At 65.8% G+C, this 16,472-nt stretch carries 14 protein-coding genes; 7 read left to right on the forward strand and 7 right to left on the reverse strand.

The window, feature by feature from the left end:
* Window position 1 precedes the first annotated feature (1 nt).
* From CH290_RS25825 to CH290_RS25835, 3 genes are read right to left on the reverse strand one after another with little or no spacing between them, the layout of a single operon-like run.
* A complete protein-coding gene (locus CH290_RS25825) occupies window positions 2–2,326 on the reverse strand; it encodes an FdhF/YdeP family oxidoreductase (protein ID WP_033189867.1) in 2,325 nt (774 codons plus the stop codon).
* Between the two features lie 29 nt (window positions 2,327–2,355).
* Entirely contained in the window at window positions 2,356–3,270 is a 915-nt protein-coding gene (locus tag CH290_RS25830; protein ID WP_020111214.1) for a LysR family transcriptional regulator, read from the reverse strand.
* A gap of 4 nt (window positions 3,271–3,274) precedes the next feature.
* Entirely contained in the window at window positions 3,275–4,276 is a 1,002-nt protein-coding gene (locus tag CH290_RS25835) for a LacI family DNA-binding transcriptional regulator (RefSeq protein WP_033189866.1), read from the reverse strand.
* A gap of 154 nt (window positions 4,277–4,430) precedes the next feature.
* On the opposite strand from CH290_RS25835, the gene CH290_RS25840 reads away from it, so the two are divergent.
* Together CH290_RS25840 and CH290_RS25845 are read left to right on the forward strand one after the other, a co-directional pair.
* A complete protein-coding gene (locus CH290_RS25840; RefSeq protein ID WP_033189865.1) occupies window positions 4,431–5,606 on the forward strand; it encodes a Gfo/Idh/MocA family protein in 1,176 nt (391 codons plus the stop codon).
* A gap of 29 nt (window positions 5,607–5,635) precedes the next feature.
* Window positions 5,636–6,628: a sugar phosphate isomerase/epimerase family protein gene (locus CH290_RS25845; RefSeq protein WP_020111216.1), complete on the forward strand. Its 993-nt coding sequence runs from the start codon at window positions 5,636–5,638 to the stop codon at window positions 6,626–6,628.
* 62 nt (window positions 6,629–6,690) lie between these two features.
* Here the strand turns inward: CH290_RS25845 and CH290_RS25850 are convergent, their stop codons facing one another.
* The 3 genes from CH290_RS25850 to CH290_RS25860 are packed head-to-tail and all read right to left on the reverse strand — an operon-like array spanning window position 6,691 to window position 9,991.
* The gene (locus CH290_RS25850; RefSeq protein WP_033189864.1) at window positions 6,691–8,043 is read right to left on the reverse strand and encodes a glycosyltransferase family 2 protein; all 1,353 of its coding nucleotides are present in this window, start codon (window positions 8,041–8,043) and stop codon (window positions 6,691–6,693) included.
* On the reverse strand, window positions 8,040–9,059 hold the full coding sequence (locus tag CH290_RS25855) for a glycosyltransferase family protein (protein ID WP_027498707.1): 1,020 nt from the start codon (window positions 9,057–9,059) through the stop codon (window positions 8,040–8,042). The genes CH290_RS25850 and CH290_RS25855 overlap by 4 nt, the downstream gene beginning before the upstream one ends.
* On the reverse strand, window positions 9,056–9,991 hold the full coding sequence (locus CH290_RS25860) for a WcbI family polysaccharide biosynthesis putative acetyltransferase (RefSeq protein ID WP_033189863.1): 936 nt from the start codon (window positions 9,989–9,991) through the stop codon (window positions 9,056–9,058). Before CH290_RS25860 ends, CH290_RS25855 begins: the two co-directional genes overlap by 4 nt.
* A gap of 108 nt (window positions 9,992–10,099) precedes the next feature.
* Between CH290_RS25860 and CH290_RS25865 the strand changes: the two genes are divergently transcribed.
* From CH290_RS25865 to CH290_RS25880, 4 genes are read left to right on the forward strand one after another with little or no spacing between them, the layout of a single operon-like run.
* Window positions 10,100–11,209, forward strand: coding sequence for a glycosyltransferase (locus CH290_RS25865; protein ID WP_033189862.1), 1,110 nt, complete (start codon window positions 10,100–10,102; stop codon window positions 11,207–11,209).
* Window positions 11,206–12,285, forward strand: coding sequence for a glycosyltransferase (locus CH290_RS25870; protein ID WP_033189861.1), 1,080 nt, complete (start codon window positions 11,206–11,208; stop codon window positions 12,283–12,285). Before CH290_RS25865 ends, CH290_RS25870 begins: the two co-directional genes overlap by 4 nt.
* Complete coding sequence (locus tag CH290_RS25875) at window positions 12,282–13,286, forward strand: glycosyltransferase (RefSeq protein WP_033189860.1); 1,005 nt, start codon at window positions 12,282–12,284, stop codon at window positions 13,284–13,286. Before CH290_RS25870 ends, CH290_RS25875 begins: the two co-directional genes overlap by 4 nt.
* Window positions 13,283–14,125, forward strand: a complete 843-nt coding sequence (locus CH290_RS25880; protein ID WP_033189859.1) for a glycosyltransferase family 2 protein — start codon at window positions 13,283–13,285, stop codon at window positions 14,123–14,125. Before CH290_RS25875 ends, CH290_RS25880 begins: the two co-directional genes overlap by 4 nt.
* A gap of 6 nt (window positions 14,126–14,131) precedes the next feature.
* On the opposite strand, the gene CH290_RS25885 is transcribed toward CH290_RS25880, so the two are convergent.
* Window positions 14,132–14,326: a hypothetical protein gene (locus tag CH290_RS25885; RefSeq protein ID WP_019663450.1), complete on the reverse strand. Its 195-nt coding sequence runs from the start codon at window positions 14,324–14,326 to the stop codon at window positions 14,132–14,134.
* Between the two features lie 73 nt (window positions 14,327–14,399).
* On the opposite strand from CH290_RS25885, the gene glgX reads away from it, so the two are divergent.
* Window positions 14,400–16,427, forward strand: coding sequence for a glycogen debranching protein GlgX (gene glgX, locus CH290_RS25890; protein WP_020111224.1), 2,028 nt, complete (start codon window positions 14,400–14,402; stop codon window positions 16,425–16,427).
* Window positions 16,428–16,472: the final 45 nt, after the last annotated feature.

Raw genomic sequence — 16,472 nt, forward strand, 5'->3', positions numbered from 1 at the left:
TTTAGCCGTGACGGCGGCGTTCCAACCGGACGACGACGGCCTTGGACACCGGAGTGTTGGATTTGCGCGCGACGTGGTCGAGAGGAATCAACGGGTTGGTCTCCGGGTAGTACGCTGCCGCGTTTCCGCGAGGCGTGGAGTAGGCGACGATTCTGAACCGGTCGGCACGACGCTCGGTGACGGTGCCGTCGGGAAGTGGCCACTCGGAGACGAGGTCCACCACCTCCCCGTCGACGAATCCCATCGACGCGATGTCGTCGGGATGGACGAACACCACCCTTCTGCCACCTTTCACGCCGCGATAGCGATCGTCGAGGCCGTAGATGGTGGTGTTGTACTGGTCGTGGCTCCGCATGGTCTGCAGCATCAGCCGCCCCTCGGGGACCGGCAACCACGTCAACTCGTTGACCGCGAAGTTGGCCTTGCCGGTGGAGGTGTGGAAGGTACGACTGTCGCGGGGAGGATGCGGAAGCCCGAACCCTTCCTTCTGCCGGACCTTGCGATTGAAGTCCTCGAACCCGGGGACGACCCGCGAAATGGAGTCCCGAATCCAGTCGTAGTCGTCACGGAAGCTCCCCCACGGCACCGAATGCCCCGGCCCGAAGAGCTTTTCGGCGATTCCGCACACAATGGACACCTCGGATCGCATGAATGCGCTCGACGGCCGAAGGCCACCGCGCGAGGCATGCACCATCGACATCGAGTCCTCGACGGTCACGAACTGCTTGCCCGACGCCTGCACGTCGCGGTCGGTCCGTCCGAGCGACGGCAGGATCAGAGCGCTTCGTCCGTGGACCAGATGGCTGCGGTTCAGCTTGGTCGAGACCTGAACGGTCAGGGAGCAGTTGCGGAGCGCCGCTTCGGTGACGGCGGTGTCCGGTGTCGCCGAGACGAAGTTGCCGCCCATGCCCATGAAGAAGGTGCCGCGGCCGTCGCGCATCGCTCGGATCGAGTCGACGGCGTCGAGTCCATGGTCGCGGGGAGAGTGGATGCCGAACTCGTCGTCGAGTGCCGCGAGAAACGACTCGGGCATCTTTTCCCAGATGCCCATGGTGCGATCACCCTGGACGTTCGAATGTCCACGCACGGGGCAGACACCGGCCCCTGGCTTTCCGATCATCCCCCGCAGCAACAGCAGGTTCACTGCTTCCTCGATGGTCGCGACGCCGTGGGTCTGCTGCGTCAGCCCCATCGCCCAGCAGACGATCGTCTTCTCCGAGTGGACGAGAGCCTCCGCGGTGTCGCGGATCTCGCGCATCGACAGCCCGGTGGCCTCCAGCACGACGTCCATGTCCACACCGCGGATATGGTCGATCCAGTCGTCGAATCCCGCCGTGTAGGTCTCGACGAAGGCCCGGTCGATCACGGTGCCCGGCGCCTCGTCGTCTGCGTCGACGAGCATCTTTCCCAGGCCCTGAAACAGCGCCATGTCCCCGCCCAGCCGGATCTGCAGGTACTCGTCGGCGATGGCGACGCCGTCCCCGACGACACCGCCGACCTTCTGCGGATCCTTGAACCGCCTCAGCCCGGCCTCGACCAACGGATTGATCGCGATGACCTTCGCTCCGTTGCTTTTTGCCTTCTCCAGGGTGGACAGCATGCGGGGATGGTTCGTGCCGGGATTCTGGCCTGCGATGAGGATGAGGTCGGCGTTCTCGATGTCCGGAACCGACACCGAGCCTTTGCCGATTCCGATCGATGCGCTGAGCGCACTCCCCGAGGATTCGTGGCACATGTTGGAGCAGTCCGGCATGTTGTTGGTACCGAAGGACCTGATCAGTAGCTGGTACAGGAAGGCAGCCTCGTTCGACGTGCGTCCGGAGGTGTAGAAGATCGCCTGTTCCGGGGTGGCGAGTTGCCTGAGCTCGTCGGCGATCATGCGCTCGGCGCTGTCCCAGTCGATCTCCTCGTAGTGGGTCGCTCCCGGCCGCAGCACCATCGGGTGCGTGATGCGACCTTGCTGGCCGAGCCAGTACTCGGTCCGCCCGAGCAGGTCGTCGATCGAGTGCGTCGCGAAGAAGTCCGGTCCGACCGTTCTCCTGGTCGCTTCTTCGGCGACCGCTTTCGCGCCGTTCTCGCAGAACTCGGCGTGCTTGCGGTGTCCGGGAGTCTCCGGCCATGCGCACCCCGGGCAATCGAAACCCTTGCGCTGATTGAGTTTTGCCAGCGAATACGCGGTGCGGCCGGGGCCCATCTGCTCGACGCCTCGCTGCAGGGACACGAGCACGGCCGGAACGCCCGCTGCGTAGGACTTGGCTTCGGTGACGACGATGGACTTCTCGTCGTACTCGTACTCGTGGGCTGACACTCTACGACGGTGCACCATCGCGACCGCACACGTCCAAGACGTGGCTCCTACCGAGCGATAGGCGACGCCGATGAAGCCCGGTCGAGCCCGCGAGCGGTGTTCTCCAACGCCCGGATCAAGCTGGATCCCTGACTGTCCCTGGCCGTCACCAGTCCGATGACCGGCGCGTCCAGCGCGCTCGTCAACGGGGTACACCGAAGCCCCGGTGGTTCTCCGAACACCTGACGCCACACGCGCGGAACGACGGACGCCCACTGCCCGGTCTTCACGTGCGCGTACAGCGAGGCGATGGAGTCGGTCTCGATCTGCGGCGTACTGGCGGCACCGTCGTAGGCGAAGAACTCGTCGAGGATTCTGCGTCCACGCATCATCGACGGCAGCGTGCACATCGGAAACTGTGCGGCGTCGCGCCAGGTGACACCGTCCTCCCGAAACGGACCGAAGTCGGCCGCGGTCAACAGGTCGTAGTACTCGCGGTAGAGGGGAAAGGTCCGGTACCGTTCGTGGACATCGTCGTCCAGGTAGGTGATACCCCCGTCGAGCTCGAAACGGTCGATGCGGCCGGTGATCTCGTCGGACGGGAGATCCTCCGACAGTGAGACGGTCACCAACGGATGGTGCAGACACAGTGGTCCGGTCAGGTCGGCCACTGTCGCCGACGCCGTGGGCACCACGCCCAGACGTACCGCGCCGGTGACGCCGGACCGCAGAGTTGCCGCTTCCTCCTGAAGGGACTTCTGGTCGGCGACGATACGGCGCGCCCACCGGACGATCTGTTCACCCTCGGGGGTGAGTCCCTCGAACTTGTGGCCCCGGACGATCAGCGGAAGGTCGAGCTCGACTTCGAGCTTCCGGATCGCTTCGGACAGCGCCGGTTGCGAGACGTGGCATGCCTGAGCCGCGCGTGTGAAGTGACGTTCACGCGACAGCGCCACGAGGTATTCGAGTTGCCGGAAGAGCACGCCGTCACCCCCGTTCGGCGGGACCGGTCGTCCCTCGGACCACCAGGCGCGGCCGGAGAACGCTCGACGACACCTCGGTGCGGTCGTCGTCGAGGCGTGAGGTTGCTGCGCTGATCGCGCGGCGCGCCTGCTCCTTGGGTTCCTGACTGACGGTGGTCAGGTCGATGTGGGCCATTCTCGCCAGCGTGCTGTCGTCGTACCCGGTCACCGAGATGTCGCCGGGAACGGAGACTCCTCGTCTCTGCAGCGCGTCGAGCAGGCCGACTGCACTGCGGTCGTTGGCAGCGACGATCGCGGTGGGAGGCTCGATGTCTCCGTCGAGGAACGCGTCGACGGCGGCGGGCGCGTAGTTCTCGGTGAAGTCGCCCTCGACAACGGCCATGTGTTCGTCCAGCCCGTGACGGTGCATCGCGCGGCGGTAGCCGGCCTGGCGGTCCTTGCCGATCGACCCGTACCCACTGAAATGCGCAATTCTGTTGTGCCCCAGCGACACCAGGTGATCGACGACGTCGCTCATTCCCCGCGAGTCCCCCGCCCGCACGGCGTCGACTCCGCCGATTCGTCGACCCACCGCGACGATCGGCACCCGCCCTGCCCACGCTCTGAGGTCGACATCCGACGCGGCGGGCCCGAGCAGAACCACTGCCTCACAGCGGAAGTCGAGGAGTGTCTCCATGACGGCGGCTTCGGCATGCGTCGGCGTGACGGCACCGAGCACCACCTCGTACCCGACCTTGTCCGCCTCGGCCACCATGTGCTCGACCATCTCCGCGTGGAACGCATTCCTGATGTCGGTCATGACGCCGATGAGGTGTGTGCGCCGGAGGGACAGCAGAGCTGCGGTTCGATTCGGTCGGTAGTCCATCTCCTCCGCAACGGCGAGGACCCGGGCCTTCGTCTCCGCGCTGGGACCCGGAACTCCACGAAAGATCATGGACACCAGGGCCTTGGACACCCCTACCTTGTCGGCGATGTCCTGCATGGTCACCGATCTTCCGGCGTTCATGTCTTCTCGTCTCCGTTCCCGCCCGTGAGAGCGTGTCGAACTGCGGCAACGCCGTCCTTGACATCCGCGCGATCGGTGACCCATAGTATCCCTACTAGACCGGTCAAATAGACCGAACTAATTCCGCGACACTCCGAAAGAAAGCAGCACGTTCATGACAGAGAACTCGCTCGGTGTAGCCGTCATCGGTGGCGGTATGGCCGGACGCGCCCATGCCGCCGGGTACCGGATGGCGTCGACGCTGTTCGGCACCGACCGCCCGGATGTACGTTTGGTGGCCATCGCGGACACCAACAAGGGTGTCGCGGACGATACCGCCAAGCGGTACGGCTACGAGCGCGCCGAGTACAGCTGGCAGGCGATCGCCGAGGCACAGGACATCGATGTCGTGTCCGTCGTCGTCGCCAATCACCTGCACCGTGAGATCGTCGAGGGCCTGCTCGCTGCAGGCAAGAACGTGCTGTGCGAGAAGCCGCTGGCAGGGTCGCTGGCCGATGCGGAGTCGATGGTCGCCGCGGCCGCGGCATCGAGCGGTATCACCTCGGTGGGCTACACCTACCGCCGGTCCCCGGCCGTGCAGGCCATCGCCGACGAGCTCGCCGCCGGTCGCCTCGGTGAGATCGTGCACTTCGACGGCCGCTACCGCGCCGATTACTCCCTCGATCCGACGGGGCCGATCACCTGGCGGTACCGCGGTGGGCAGGGAACCGGTGCACTCGCCGATGTCGGCAGTCATCTGATCGATCTCGCCGAGTACGTCGCCGGACCGATCGTCGAGGTCCGCGGGGCGCAGTTCTCCACCGTCGTCACCGAACGCCCCGTCCCGGTCGGGGTCACCTACGGTCACACCAAAGCCGAAACCACCGGGGAGACGGCGCCGGTGGAGAACGAGGATATCGCCACCTTCACCGCGCAGTTCGCCGGCGGATTCGTCGGAACCTTCTCCGCCTCGCGGGTCTCGCACGCCAATCCCGACGGTCTGTCCTTCGATGTGTTCGGCACGCGCGGGTCGGCGTCGTGGGCGCTCGAGCGAGCCGCGGAGTTCCACATCTCCACCACCGACATCGACGAGACGGTCAATGGCCGCCGTCAGGTCATCATCGGACCCCAGCACCCCTACATCCAGGGCGGGCTGCCGATGGACGCCGGCGGCGTCGGGCACGGCAAAGCCGAATTCTTCGCCTACCAGGCACGGGCATTCCTCGACCAGGTCGCCGGACTGACCGGCCTGCCCCCGCTCCCGGACTTCGCGCACGGACTGCGCGGCATGCAGATCGTCGCCGCCATCGCCGAATCCGCTGCCGCGAACGGCACCGCAGTCAAGATCTGACCCACCCTCTACTTGCAAGGAAGCTCACGATGAAACTCGGCGTCTACAACGCGATCCTGCACGACAAGTCCCTGCCCGACGCCATCGCGACGGTGGCCTCACTCGGTCTCGAAGGCATCGAGATCAACTCCGGTGGATTCCTGCCACCGGTGCACATTCCGGTCGACGACCTGCTCGCCGGCACCATCAGCCCAGCCGACTACCTCGCGGTGTTCGAGGGCACGGGCGTCTCGATCGCCGGCCTGAACTGCAACGGCAACCCACTGCACCCCGACCCGGAGGTCGGCCCCGAGGACGCCGAGGACCTGCGCAAGTCCATCCGTGTCGCCGGTCTGCTCGGCATCGACCGGGTGGTGACGATGTCCGGTCTGCCCGCAGCCCACGAGGGTGGGACGTGGCCGGCATGGCATGTCAACACCTGGGATTCGGGATACCTCGACTCCTCCGATTACCAGTGGGATCAGGTCGCGGTGCCGTTCTGGAAAGAGATCGACGCTCTCGCCCGTGAGCACTCAGTCAAGGTCGCCATCGAGATGCACCCGCAGAACCTGGTGTTCAACCCACCGACGCTCAAGCGCCTCGTCGACAAAGGCGGCCTGAGCAACGTCGGCGCCGAAATGGACCCCTCGCACCTGTTCTGGCAGGGCATCGACCCGGTCAAAGCCATCGAATGGCTCGGCCCCCTGGTCTTCCACGCCGCAGCCAAGGACACCCGAATCAACCCCGACTGCGAGATCTACGGAGTCCTCGACGACCGATTCACCCGCGCACCGCAGGACGGACCCCGCACCAGCCTCGGCGGCAAGCACTTCGTCAATGTCTGGCCGCAGGACTCCGCGTGGGACTTCGTCGCCGTCGGCAACGGACACGACGTCGACTTCTGGACCCGGTTCCTGCGCGCCCTGCACTCCGTGGACCCCGACATCGCCGTGAACATCGAACACGAGGACACCGCCTACGGCCCCCTCGAAGGGCTACAGATCGCCGTCGACACCCTCAACAAAGCCAAAGCGAACCTGTAGCTTTCTCACCGCATTACAACGCCGGCGCTGGACATCACCTCGGTGGTGTCCAGCGTTCGTGGTCACCAGGCCAACCACGGTTCGCCATCGATCAGCAAGATGCCGACCTCCTCGGCACTCCGACGCTCGGTCGTGAACAACGCGTTCAGCAGCTCCGATTCGGACTCGCCGGTCCGCGCGGCCCAGCGCCGTGCACGGTTCAGTGCCCTGGACGCCGTCACCGAGACCGAGGCACCGTCGCAGTCGACGGTCACCCTGCCTGCCAGTCCGGGTCCGATGCATCCGGTCAGGGCACCCCACGTCGCCGACGAGAACTGCACAGGGCCTCGAACGTGCACGACGAATCGGCAGCGAAGCCGCACGGATCGCTCGGGGGTCCCGACGCGCACACGTGAATCATCCAGTGCCAACGCGTCGTACACTGCGGGAGCACCTTCTCCCGTCAGCCACACCGCGCAGTCGACGCCACGCACGATGCCGGCGACAGTGACCATCACCGATGCCGGTGATGCCTCCGCCACGTCGAGGATCACCGCAGCGTCCGGGATCCGATAGGCCAGCCCATGTCGTCGGGCGCTGGGATCGGTGATCAACGGTGCGAGAGCCACGGCCTCGGTGTTCTTCTCGTCGGTCCGGTCCGTGACGTCTCGCCCCGCCCAGTCCGGCCCGTCGTGCCACGCAACTGCCTGGGGATCGTGGGCGAACACTGCTCCTGCCATGAACGCACGATTGGCGAATTCCCAGTCCTCGCCGCCGTACCGGACGAAGGTCTCGTCGAAGCCGCCGATCTCCTCGAACAGTTCACGGCTGCAGGTCAACACTGCACTGATGACGAATTTGTATCCGTCCCAACCCGGTCGGAGAAGGTTGCCCGTCCGGCCGTAAGCGCTGGACAACCAATCTGGTTCGCCGAGTTCCCGTGGAGTACGAAGCCAGTCCGACAGTTCCGATACGTTCACATCGCTCAGATCGGCGTGTCCTCGCCGCCCGACGACGACCGTGTCCGGAGCCACTGCAGGCAGAGCCACAGCGGTCTCGAGGTACCCGGGCGTCGGGACGGTGTCGGCGTCGAGAAAACACAGAACCTCGCCCGTCCCCGCACGCGCACCGAGGTTGCGGGCCGCGGCGGCCCGAAACCCCTTGTCCTCCTGGCGCACCACCGTCACCGCCAGCCTGTCGCGCCAGTCGTCGACGACAGGCGGCGTCGGTGAACCGTCGTCGGCGATGACCACCTGCATCCTGTCGGACGGGTAGCGCTGCTGAGCCAGGGCTTCGAGTACGAGCGACAATTGGTGCGGCTGATCGTAATACGGGACCACGACGGTGACGCTCGGCAACTCCACCATGTCCGGCGTCAGATCCCAGCGATTGTCCGGCACGACGTACCGACCCTGGATCTCGAGAGCCCGCGTCATCCGCGCCAGCCCGTCAGAATCGAGTCGTACTCCCGGGCCACATCGTTCGGAGTGGGCCGCGGCACCACGTGCGGTTCGATCCAGGTCGACGACGGATGGCGAACCGCCTCGGCGATCGCGTCCCGCAACGAATCCTCGTCGTCTCCGTGCACACGAACCACACCGGGCGATCGCTTGTCCAGTTCCTCGGTGTACGCGTTGCGAGGGACGAGTGGGCGGCGTCTCGCTGCAATCCACGTGTTGATCGACCCCGACGCCGACAGGTGCCGATGGAAGGCGACAGGAACGGTCGCAGCCGCCAAGCGTCGATACATATCGAGTTCCGGGAGGAATCCGGTGATCTCGCAGGGCCTTCCGGCTTCGGCTGCCGTGCACCGCAACTGATCGATCAGATCCTCGTGCCCTGGCGACGCAGTCCCCAACGCGACGAAACCCACGGACCGCGGTAAGTCGGCCATCGCCCGGAGCGTCTCGATGTGCCCCTTCCCCGGATACAGGAAACCCAGCACGGCAACACGCGCACCCGACGATCCGCCCTCCATCCCTTCAGGCCCTGCAGGCTCCGCTCTCGGCCTCGGCATCATCAGCGGAATCACCTGTGGATCGACGGACGCGTCGGTGAACTCTCGGAGCAGCGATGCCTCGTGGTCGCTCGACACGATCACCCCGGCCGCCTGGTCGATCACTGTCCGGTAGAACCGAACTCGCGTCTCGAACCCCGATCCGTCGGACGGTTGTGGCACGTCGTGCACGGTCACCGAGTGCCGCGCGGGCAGCCTGGCGCACAGTGCCGCGTAGTTGGGCGCTGCTGATACACGGTCGCCGAAGAGTCGGTCGGTGACATGCAGGTGTACGAGTGAGCACTCCCCGATCCAGGCAGGGAGTTCGGACTCCGGTCCGTCCAGGCGCACTGCCCGGTGCGTCGGTTCCCCCAACTCTCGTGCAACGGACGCGCCGTACTCGACGACGCCGTGTGCCGGTGGCCCTACCAGGACATGGCCGATCTGGGGCATCATGCAGCCATGTCCAGAATGTCGAGGAGATCGGCGTAGCGCTGAATTGCCGCGTCGACGAACGGCGGATTGTCTCGATACCACTGCAACTGAACCCGTCGGATCTCGTCCTGGGACACGGACGATCCGTCGACGAGCCATGACGGCCTGGGCCGAGCCTGCAGGTCGAGAGCTCGTACGACGCGCTCGTCGAGCGGAGAGACGATGTTGCCCAACAATTCTCGATCGGGCTCGGCGGGCGGGCCACAACCCAGCGCGTCGAGAATGCGGGATCCGAGCGCCGTCAACACCGAGTTTCCCGGGTGGTTGACGGTGTTCGCGGCGCCGGCGCCCGCTGGAAGCAGAAGATCGGACACACCGACGTCGCACTGGGCGCGTTCGCGCCGGGCGAGTTCCGCGATGCTCCACGCTGCGACGTCTGTCACCTGACGAGCACTCAGCGGGACGTCCCACCCGGCCGAGTCACCGTCGCGGGCGGCGATCACCGTCCTGAGGTCGTGGTAGGGAACGCCTGCGGGCGTCGCGGACGGGGCGCTGGGGTGCCGCACGATAACCTGGAACGGATACAACCCGCTGTATCGCAGGACCGGCCACACGATCTTCTCCGCTCGAGTCGATCGGAGTGCGTCCACGTCGTCCGTCCCGATCGGTAACCCGCGGTAGCCGGAACGCACGGGTTGGGACAGCAGCACCGCACAGCGCGCCATCAGGTCACGAACGTGCGGTAGGTCGCTCTCGGTGAGCTCGTGGACCGGAGGAACCCGCACCGTACGGTAAGGAAGGTCCGCCGCGCTCGAGACCACGATCCGCAGGGCCTCGGCCTGGCAGTTCCCCCACACGACCAATAGCGGCCGTTCGTCGCCCGTCGTGTCGGAGACTCCGTAGAAATCTCCGTAGTGAATGCGACGCCCCTCGTCGGGATCGTTCGACGTCACGGGCTCCCTGTAGTATTCGGTTGTCGCAGGAGACACTCCCTCTCGAGCAGTCGGGTCCGGGCTCATCACACGTCCCGTATAACCGTTCTGTCGCGAAGGAACCCTCATTTGATCAACCCCACCCCGATCGATCCAGCGTCGATCACCGTGGCTTCCGTACCCACCGGCCACACCTATGTCGCGCACCTGGGTTCCGACGGAGTCCGTCGACTTCCCGACCCGGTCCCGCCGGGCGCCGAGGGAACCGGTCGTTGGTGGCCGCCGCGTTGGCTCGAACCGGAGTGGACGAAGCGTCATCTGTCGTCGTTCGACGTGCTGCACGTGCATTTCGGTTTCGATTCGTTGCCACCCGAGCAGCTCGGCGAGGTGATACGCACGGTGCGATCGGCGGGCAAGCCTCTGGTCTACACGGTGCACGACCTCCACAACCCACATTTCGTGGACAACTCTCTCCACGAGGCTCACCTCGACATGCTGATCGAAGCGGCCGACGAGGTGATCACCCTCACGCCGGGCGCTGCGCGGGAAATCGAATCCCGTTGGGGACGTCACGCAACCGTCGTGCCGCATCCGCACGTCGCCCCGATGGAGCTGATCGGTCGACGTCGACCGCACACCGAGTCGTTCGTGATCGGAGTGCACGCGAAGAGCCTGCGCACCAACCTCGATCCGTTGGCCGTCCTGGGGACTATCGTCGACACAGCTGCCCAATTGCCGGGTGCAACAGTCCGAATCGATATCGACGACCAGGCATTCGACTCGCACCCGGAGGACGCTGCCGCGATCGCCGCCTTCGGGACACACGAGGGCGTCGACGTTCGAGTTCACCCTCGGTTCGACGACGAAGAACTGTGGACGTACCTGACCGAGATCGACGTGTCGGTTCTGCCGTACCGATTCGGCACGCATTCGGGATGGTTGGAGGCGTGTGTCGACATGGGGACTGCGGTCGTGGTTCCCGATTGTGGCTACTTCGCGGAGCAAACCCCCTGCCGCGTCTTCGGTTTCGGCCTCGACCGTTTCGACGACGCCGGGCTGGCCGATGCGCTGCACTCCACGTACGACGACGTCGTGGCGCGGCGAACCTCACAGTCCGACACCGGCGAATTCCTGCGTACGAGCCGGGAAGTCGACCGGGAGGAGGCCGCACGCACGCATGCACGCATCTATCGCCGTGCACTGTCCGAGCGCCCTGTGACCACCGGGACACGACGATGACCGACAGCCTGCGCGTAGCACTGCTCGGCTCGTCGAACTTTCCGATCGCCGAGCCGTACGCGGGTGGAATGGAAGCGCACATCGGTCAGCTGTCTCGTGCATTGACCGAGCGCGGGCACTCGGTGACCCTGTTCGCGGCGGAAGGCTCGTCCCTCGATGTCGCGGACGATCTTCTGAGCGTTGCGCGGTTGGAGCTGTCCGACATCTCCAAGGCCGACATCACCACTCCCGCACGTGCCGTCAGCGAGCACCACGCGTACCTGTCGGTGATGATGCAACTGGCCGGCGAGCTGTCCGACGCGTTCGACGTGATCCACAATCACAGCCTGCATTACCTGCCCATCGCGATGTCGCGCACGGTGCGCACTCCTATGCTCACCACCCTGCACACTCCCCCGTTCGCGTGGCTCGAATCTGCGGTGGCACTGTCCGGAAGCACCGGCGTCGAATTCGCAGCCGTCAGCGAACACGCTGCGCGCCAATGGTTCCCTGTCACCGGCCCCGTCAACGTCGTGGCGAACGGGATCTCGCTGGAGCGATGGCCGGAAGGTCCGGGAGGCGCCGGCGCAGTGTGGTCGGGCCGATTGGTACCCGAGAAGGGGCCTCATCTGGCCATCGACGCCGCACGCGCAGCCGGATTCTCGCTCACCCTCGCGGGCCCGGCGTCGAACACGGCGTACTTCGAGGCGGAAGTGGCGCCCAGACTCGGTGGAGACGTCACGTACGCGGGCCACCTGCGTCAACGTGAACTCGCAACGCTCGTCGGCTCCTCCGCTGTCGCATTGGCGACGCCGGTCTGGGAGGAGCCCTACGGTCTGGTCGTGGCCGAAGCGCTTGCGTGCGGAACTCCCGTCGCTGCGTTCGATCGCGGTGGTATTCCCGAGATTCTGGATCCGACGTCAGGACGACTGGCTCGTCCGGACTCGGTCGAGGATCTTGCACGGGCGATGATCGAAGCCCGCACCCTGTCGCGGCACGACGCTCGGGCACGCGCCGAGTCGGCATGCTCCGAGCGCCGCATGGTAGATCAGTACCTGAGCCTGTACGACACCATGATGTCCGGCGCCGCGCTGTGATCGGCTACTACGCACACCATCACGGCACCGGCCACATGACACGTGCGACCTCCATCGCTGCGGCGACCGACGAGCACGTCACAGTGCTGTCCTCGCGACAACCGTTCCCGCACAGCGACGTCGAATGGTTGCAGCTCCCGCTCGACACCCCACAACCCAGCGACACCGGCGACCCCGAGTACCCGGCCGACGAGACTGCCGGAGGAATCCTCCACTGGGCCCCGACGGGCGTGCGCGGCCTGACCGATCGCATGGCGCTGATCGCCGAGTGGGTGGCCCGCGTGCGCCCTCGGCTCGTCGTCGTCGACGTGTCGGTGGAAGTGACCCTGCTGGTCCGCTTGCTCGGGGTGGACGTCGTCGTCATGGCCATGCCAGGCGAGCGGACGGACACTCCCCACACCCTCGCGTACCGAGCAGCGTCGGCGATCGTCGCGCCGTGGTCGCGATCGGTCTACGACCCGAAGTGGCTTCGGCCGTATGCGGACAAGACCACGTACGTCGGTGCGATCAGCAGGTTCGACGGCCGCGCCCGGGAGACGGTCGGCAGCGACGCCTCCGTGGTCGTTCTCGGCGGTGCGGGTGGCACGACGCTCGTCGCGTCCGATATCGAGCTCGCCGGTGCAGCCAACCCTGAATTTCGCTGGATCGCAGCAGGAATCGATGCCGCGTCGTGGAGAGCGGACGTCTGGCCACTGCTGTGTTCGGCCACGGTCGTGGTGACCCACGCCGGGCAGAACGCGTTGGCCGACGTCGCGGCCGCGGGGTCGCCGGCAATCGTCATTCCACAGGATCGGCCGTTCGACGAGCAGATCGCCAGCGCGCGTGCCCTCGGTTCGGCATCCGTGGCGGTCGTGACCGATGCATGGCCTGATCCGGACGGCTGGACAGCGCTGCTGAACCGCGCGACCGAGCTCGGCGCGTCGGGGTGGGATCGCGTGGAGCAGCGCGGGGCGGCCGGCCGTGCCGCCCGTGTCCTCGACGCCGGGGCGATCGTCCGATGAATCTGACTGTGGTGACGGTCGTCTCGGGCCGTCACGAACACCTCCGCGAGCAGATCCGCGGGTTGGCACGGTCGACGCGGCCTCCGGACCATCACGTCGTGATCGCGATGGGCGATCACCGGATCGTCGACGTTGTGGCCGACGTCGTGGCCGACACCGGCACCGCGACAGTGCGGTACATCGATACGGTCGACGGGCGCCTACCTCTGGCTCACGCGCGCAATCTCGGAGCACAGGTGGCAGTGGATCAGGGCGCGGACATCCTGCTGTTCCTGGATGTCGACTGCATACCGGGCCCGGAGATGGCGGCGACCTACGAGCGCGCCTGCACGGACTCCGCGAACACCATGTCCCTGCTCTGCGGACCGGTCACCTATCTACCCCCACACCCGGAGCGGTGGTCGGAGGAAGAGTTGATCACGCACACGAATCCCCATGGTGCGCGGCCGAATCCGGCCGTCGGAGCCGTCGAATCGGGATCGAACTACGACTTGTTCTGGTCACTGTCGTTCGCGGTCACCGCTCCGACGTGGGCACGGCTAGGCGGATTCTTCGAGGGCTACACGGGTTACGGCGGTGAGGACACCGACCTCGCAGCCACGGCCCGAGCGTCGGGAATCGGTCTACGGTGGGTGGGCGGCGCCCACGCCTATCACCAGCATCATGCGGTGTCCTCGCCTCCGGTCGAGCACGTCGACGACATCGTGCGCAACGCTCGCCTGTTCCACCATCGGTGGAACAGGTGGCCGATGGAAGGATGGTTGGCGGAGTTCGAGCGGCGCGGGCTCGTTGCCCGCACCGCGGCCGGACGCATTCAGCGCCTCGGCGAACCCCTCTGAGCGTCGTCAGTTACCGGGCGAGGTGCCTTCGGAATCGTCCACGAAGGCCCAGTCGCCGTCATGGTCGACTTCGAGACGCCACCCGAGTTCGCTGTTGTCCGCCTTCTCCTCGATGAACCAGTTGTACGCGTCATCGGCGCTCTCGATGTTCTTGGTCGCGACGACGTCGCCTGTCGGATCGAGCACTCTGTAATCAGCCATGAGTGTGTCGTACCCCTCGGGCCGTCGATTCAAAACTCGGTTTGCTCGATCCTTGCCGGGGTACTGGGCTGCAATGACCGAAGTCAGCTCCCCTCATCCCCTCGGCGTGACCCTGCTACCCGACGGCACGGCCGATGTCGCGGTCTACTCGGAGACCGCGGATTCCATCGCTGTCGTCGTGGTCGACGCATCCGGCGCCGAACTTTCCTCGACCACTCTCGACACGCGGACCGGGCACGTGTTCCACGGTGTCGTCGACGGCCTGACGGTCGGGTCGCGGTACGGATTGCGGGTGGACGGGCCGTGGAGTCCCGCGGACGGTCTTCGTCACAACGTGCACAAGCTGCTGGTGGACCCGTATGCCCGAGCCATTGCGGGCAGTGTGGACTGGAACGAGTCGGTGTTCTCGCACCTGCACGACGAGCCCGAGACGCGAAACGACGAGGACTCGGCGTCGTCGATGATTCATTCGATCGTCGTAGGCGACGACTTCGACTGGGGTGACGATGCACCTCCGCGGATCCCTCTGTCCGAAAGTGTCGTCTACGAAGTGCACGTCAAGGGTTTCACCGCGCGCCATCCGGGCGTCGACGAGGACATTCGCGGTACCTATGCGGGTCTTGCCCACCCGGCTGCGGTCCAAGCGCTCGTCGATCTCGGGGTCACCGCCGTCGAATTGCTCCCGATTCATCAATTCGTCCAGGACTCGCACCTCCTGGAAGAAGGGCGGCGCAACTATTGGGGGTACAACTCGATCGGCTTCCTCGCTCCGCACAACGAGTACAGCCATGCGGGTGACACCGGCGGCCAGGTCAACGAGTTCAAGTCCATGGTCAAGGCGCTGCACGCCGCGGGAATCGAAGTGATTCTCGACGTCGTGTACAACCACACCGCCGAGGGCAATCACCTCGGTCCTACGTTGTCGCTCAAGGGGATCGACAACCGTTCCTACTATCGTCTGGTCGAGGAAGATCGCGGCTCGTACTTCGACACGACCGGCACGGGCAACAGTCTGAACGTCGGCCATCCTGCCGCGCTGGCCCTGATCATGGACTCGTTGCGCTACTGGGTGACCGAGATGCATGTCGACGGATTCCGCTTCGACCTCGCGAGTACGTTGACTCGCCAGGATTCCGATCTGGACAAGCACAGCGCCTTCCTCGATCTGGTTCATCAGGACCCGACGCTGGCGTCGGTCAAGCTGATCGCCGAACCCTGGGACACGCAGGGCTACCAGGTCGGCGGCTTTCCGGCGCGATGGTCGGAGTGGAACGGGAAGTTCCGTGACGACGTTCGTGACTTCTGGCGTTCGGAGCCAGGCAGTCTCGGGGCGTTCGCGCAGCGCATCACCGGCAGCCCCGACGTGTACGAGAGCACGCGGCGCCCGACGCTCGCCAGCGTCAATTTCGTCACCGCGCACGACGGGTTCACTCTCGCCGACCTGAATGCGTACGACGACAAGCACAACGACGCCAACGGCGAGGACAACCAGGACGGTGAATCGGACAACCGGTCGTGGGGCTGCGGCGCCGAAGGCCCGACCGACGACGAGGGCGTGTTGGCTCTCCGTGCCCGGCAGCAACGCAACCATCTGGCGACACTGCTTCTGTCCGCCGGTGTACCGATGATTCTCGGCGGCGACGAGATCGGACGAACCCAGCAGGGCAACAACAACGCGTACTGCCAGGACAACGAACTGTCGTGGTTCGACTGGGACTCTGCGGACACCGATCTGCAGGCCTTCACTCGTGAGCTGATCGAGCTGAGAAAATCGCACGCAGCGTTGCGTCCGAGGTGGTTCCGCCACGACAGCGAGTCCGATGCGGACACCTACGTCGATTTCTACCGCGCCGACGGCGAGAAGCTCACGGACGAGGACTGGTCCGACGGGTCGGCGCTGTCGATGCTGGTGGTTCTCGCGTCGGCCGAAGACGACGAAGTGTTCGGGTGGGCGGTGAATGCGTCGAGCGAGACGGTGGAGTTCGGCCTACCGTCCGGCAGTTGGCGCCAGGTCCTGTCGAGCGACCCGCAGCAGGCGTACGAGGAGTCGGGACCATCGATCCTGATCGCGGATCATTCGTTCACGCTGCTCGCCCGCTGACGTGCGCGGAAATGTAGGCCCTGGCCTACATTTCCGCGCACAGCC

The sequence above is a fragment of the Rhodococcus sp. 06-156-4 genome (assembly GCF_002259345.1).
GTDB classification, from domain to species: domain Bacteria; phylum Actinomycetota; class Actinomycetes; order Mycobacteriales; family Mycobacteriaceae; genus Rhodococcoides; species Rhodococcoides fascians_E.

Coding starts and splice junctions, on each gene's coding strand:
- CH290_RS25825 (WP_033189867.1), bottom strand. CDS start 2,326: ATGGTGCACCGTCGTAGAGTGTCAGCCCACGAGTACGAGTACGACGAG.
- CH290_RS25835 (WP_033189866.1), bottom strand. CDS start 4,276: ATGAACGCCGGAAGATCGGTGACCATGCAGGACATCGCCGACAAGGTA.
- CH290_RS25840 (WP_033189865.1), top strand. CDS start 4,431: ATGACAGAGAACTCGCTCGGTGTAGCCGTCATCGGTGGCGGTATGGCC.
- CH290_RS25845 (WP_020111216.1), top strand. CDS start 5,636: ATGAAACTCGGCGTCTACAACGCGATCCTGCACGACAAGTCCCTGCCC.
- CH290_RS25850 (WP_033189864.1), bottom strand. CDS start 8,043: ATGACGCGGGCTCTCGAGATCCAGGGTCGGTACGTCGTGCCGGACAAT.
- CH290_RS25855 (WP_027498707.1), bottom strand. CDS start 9,059: ATGATGCCCCAGATCGGCCATGTCCTGGTAGGGCCACCGGCACACGGC.
- CH290_RS25870 (WP_033189861.1), top strand. CDS start 11,206: ATGACCGACAGCCTGCGCGTAGCACTGCTCGGCTCGTCGAACTTTCCG.
- CH290_RS25880 (WP_033189859.1), top strand. CDS start 13,283: ATGAATCTGACTGTGGTGACGGTCGTCTCGGGCCGTCACGAACACCTC.
- CH290_RS25885 (WP_019663450.1), bottom strand. CDS start 14,326: ATGGCTGATTACAGAGTGCTCGATCCGACAGGCGACGTCGTCGCGACC.
- glgX (WP_020111224.1), top strand. CDS start 14,400: ATGACCGAAGTCAGCTCCCCTCATCCCCTCGGCGTGACCCTGCTACCC.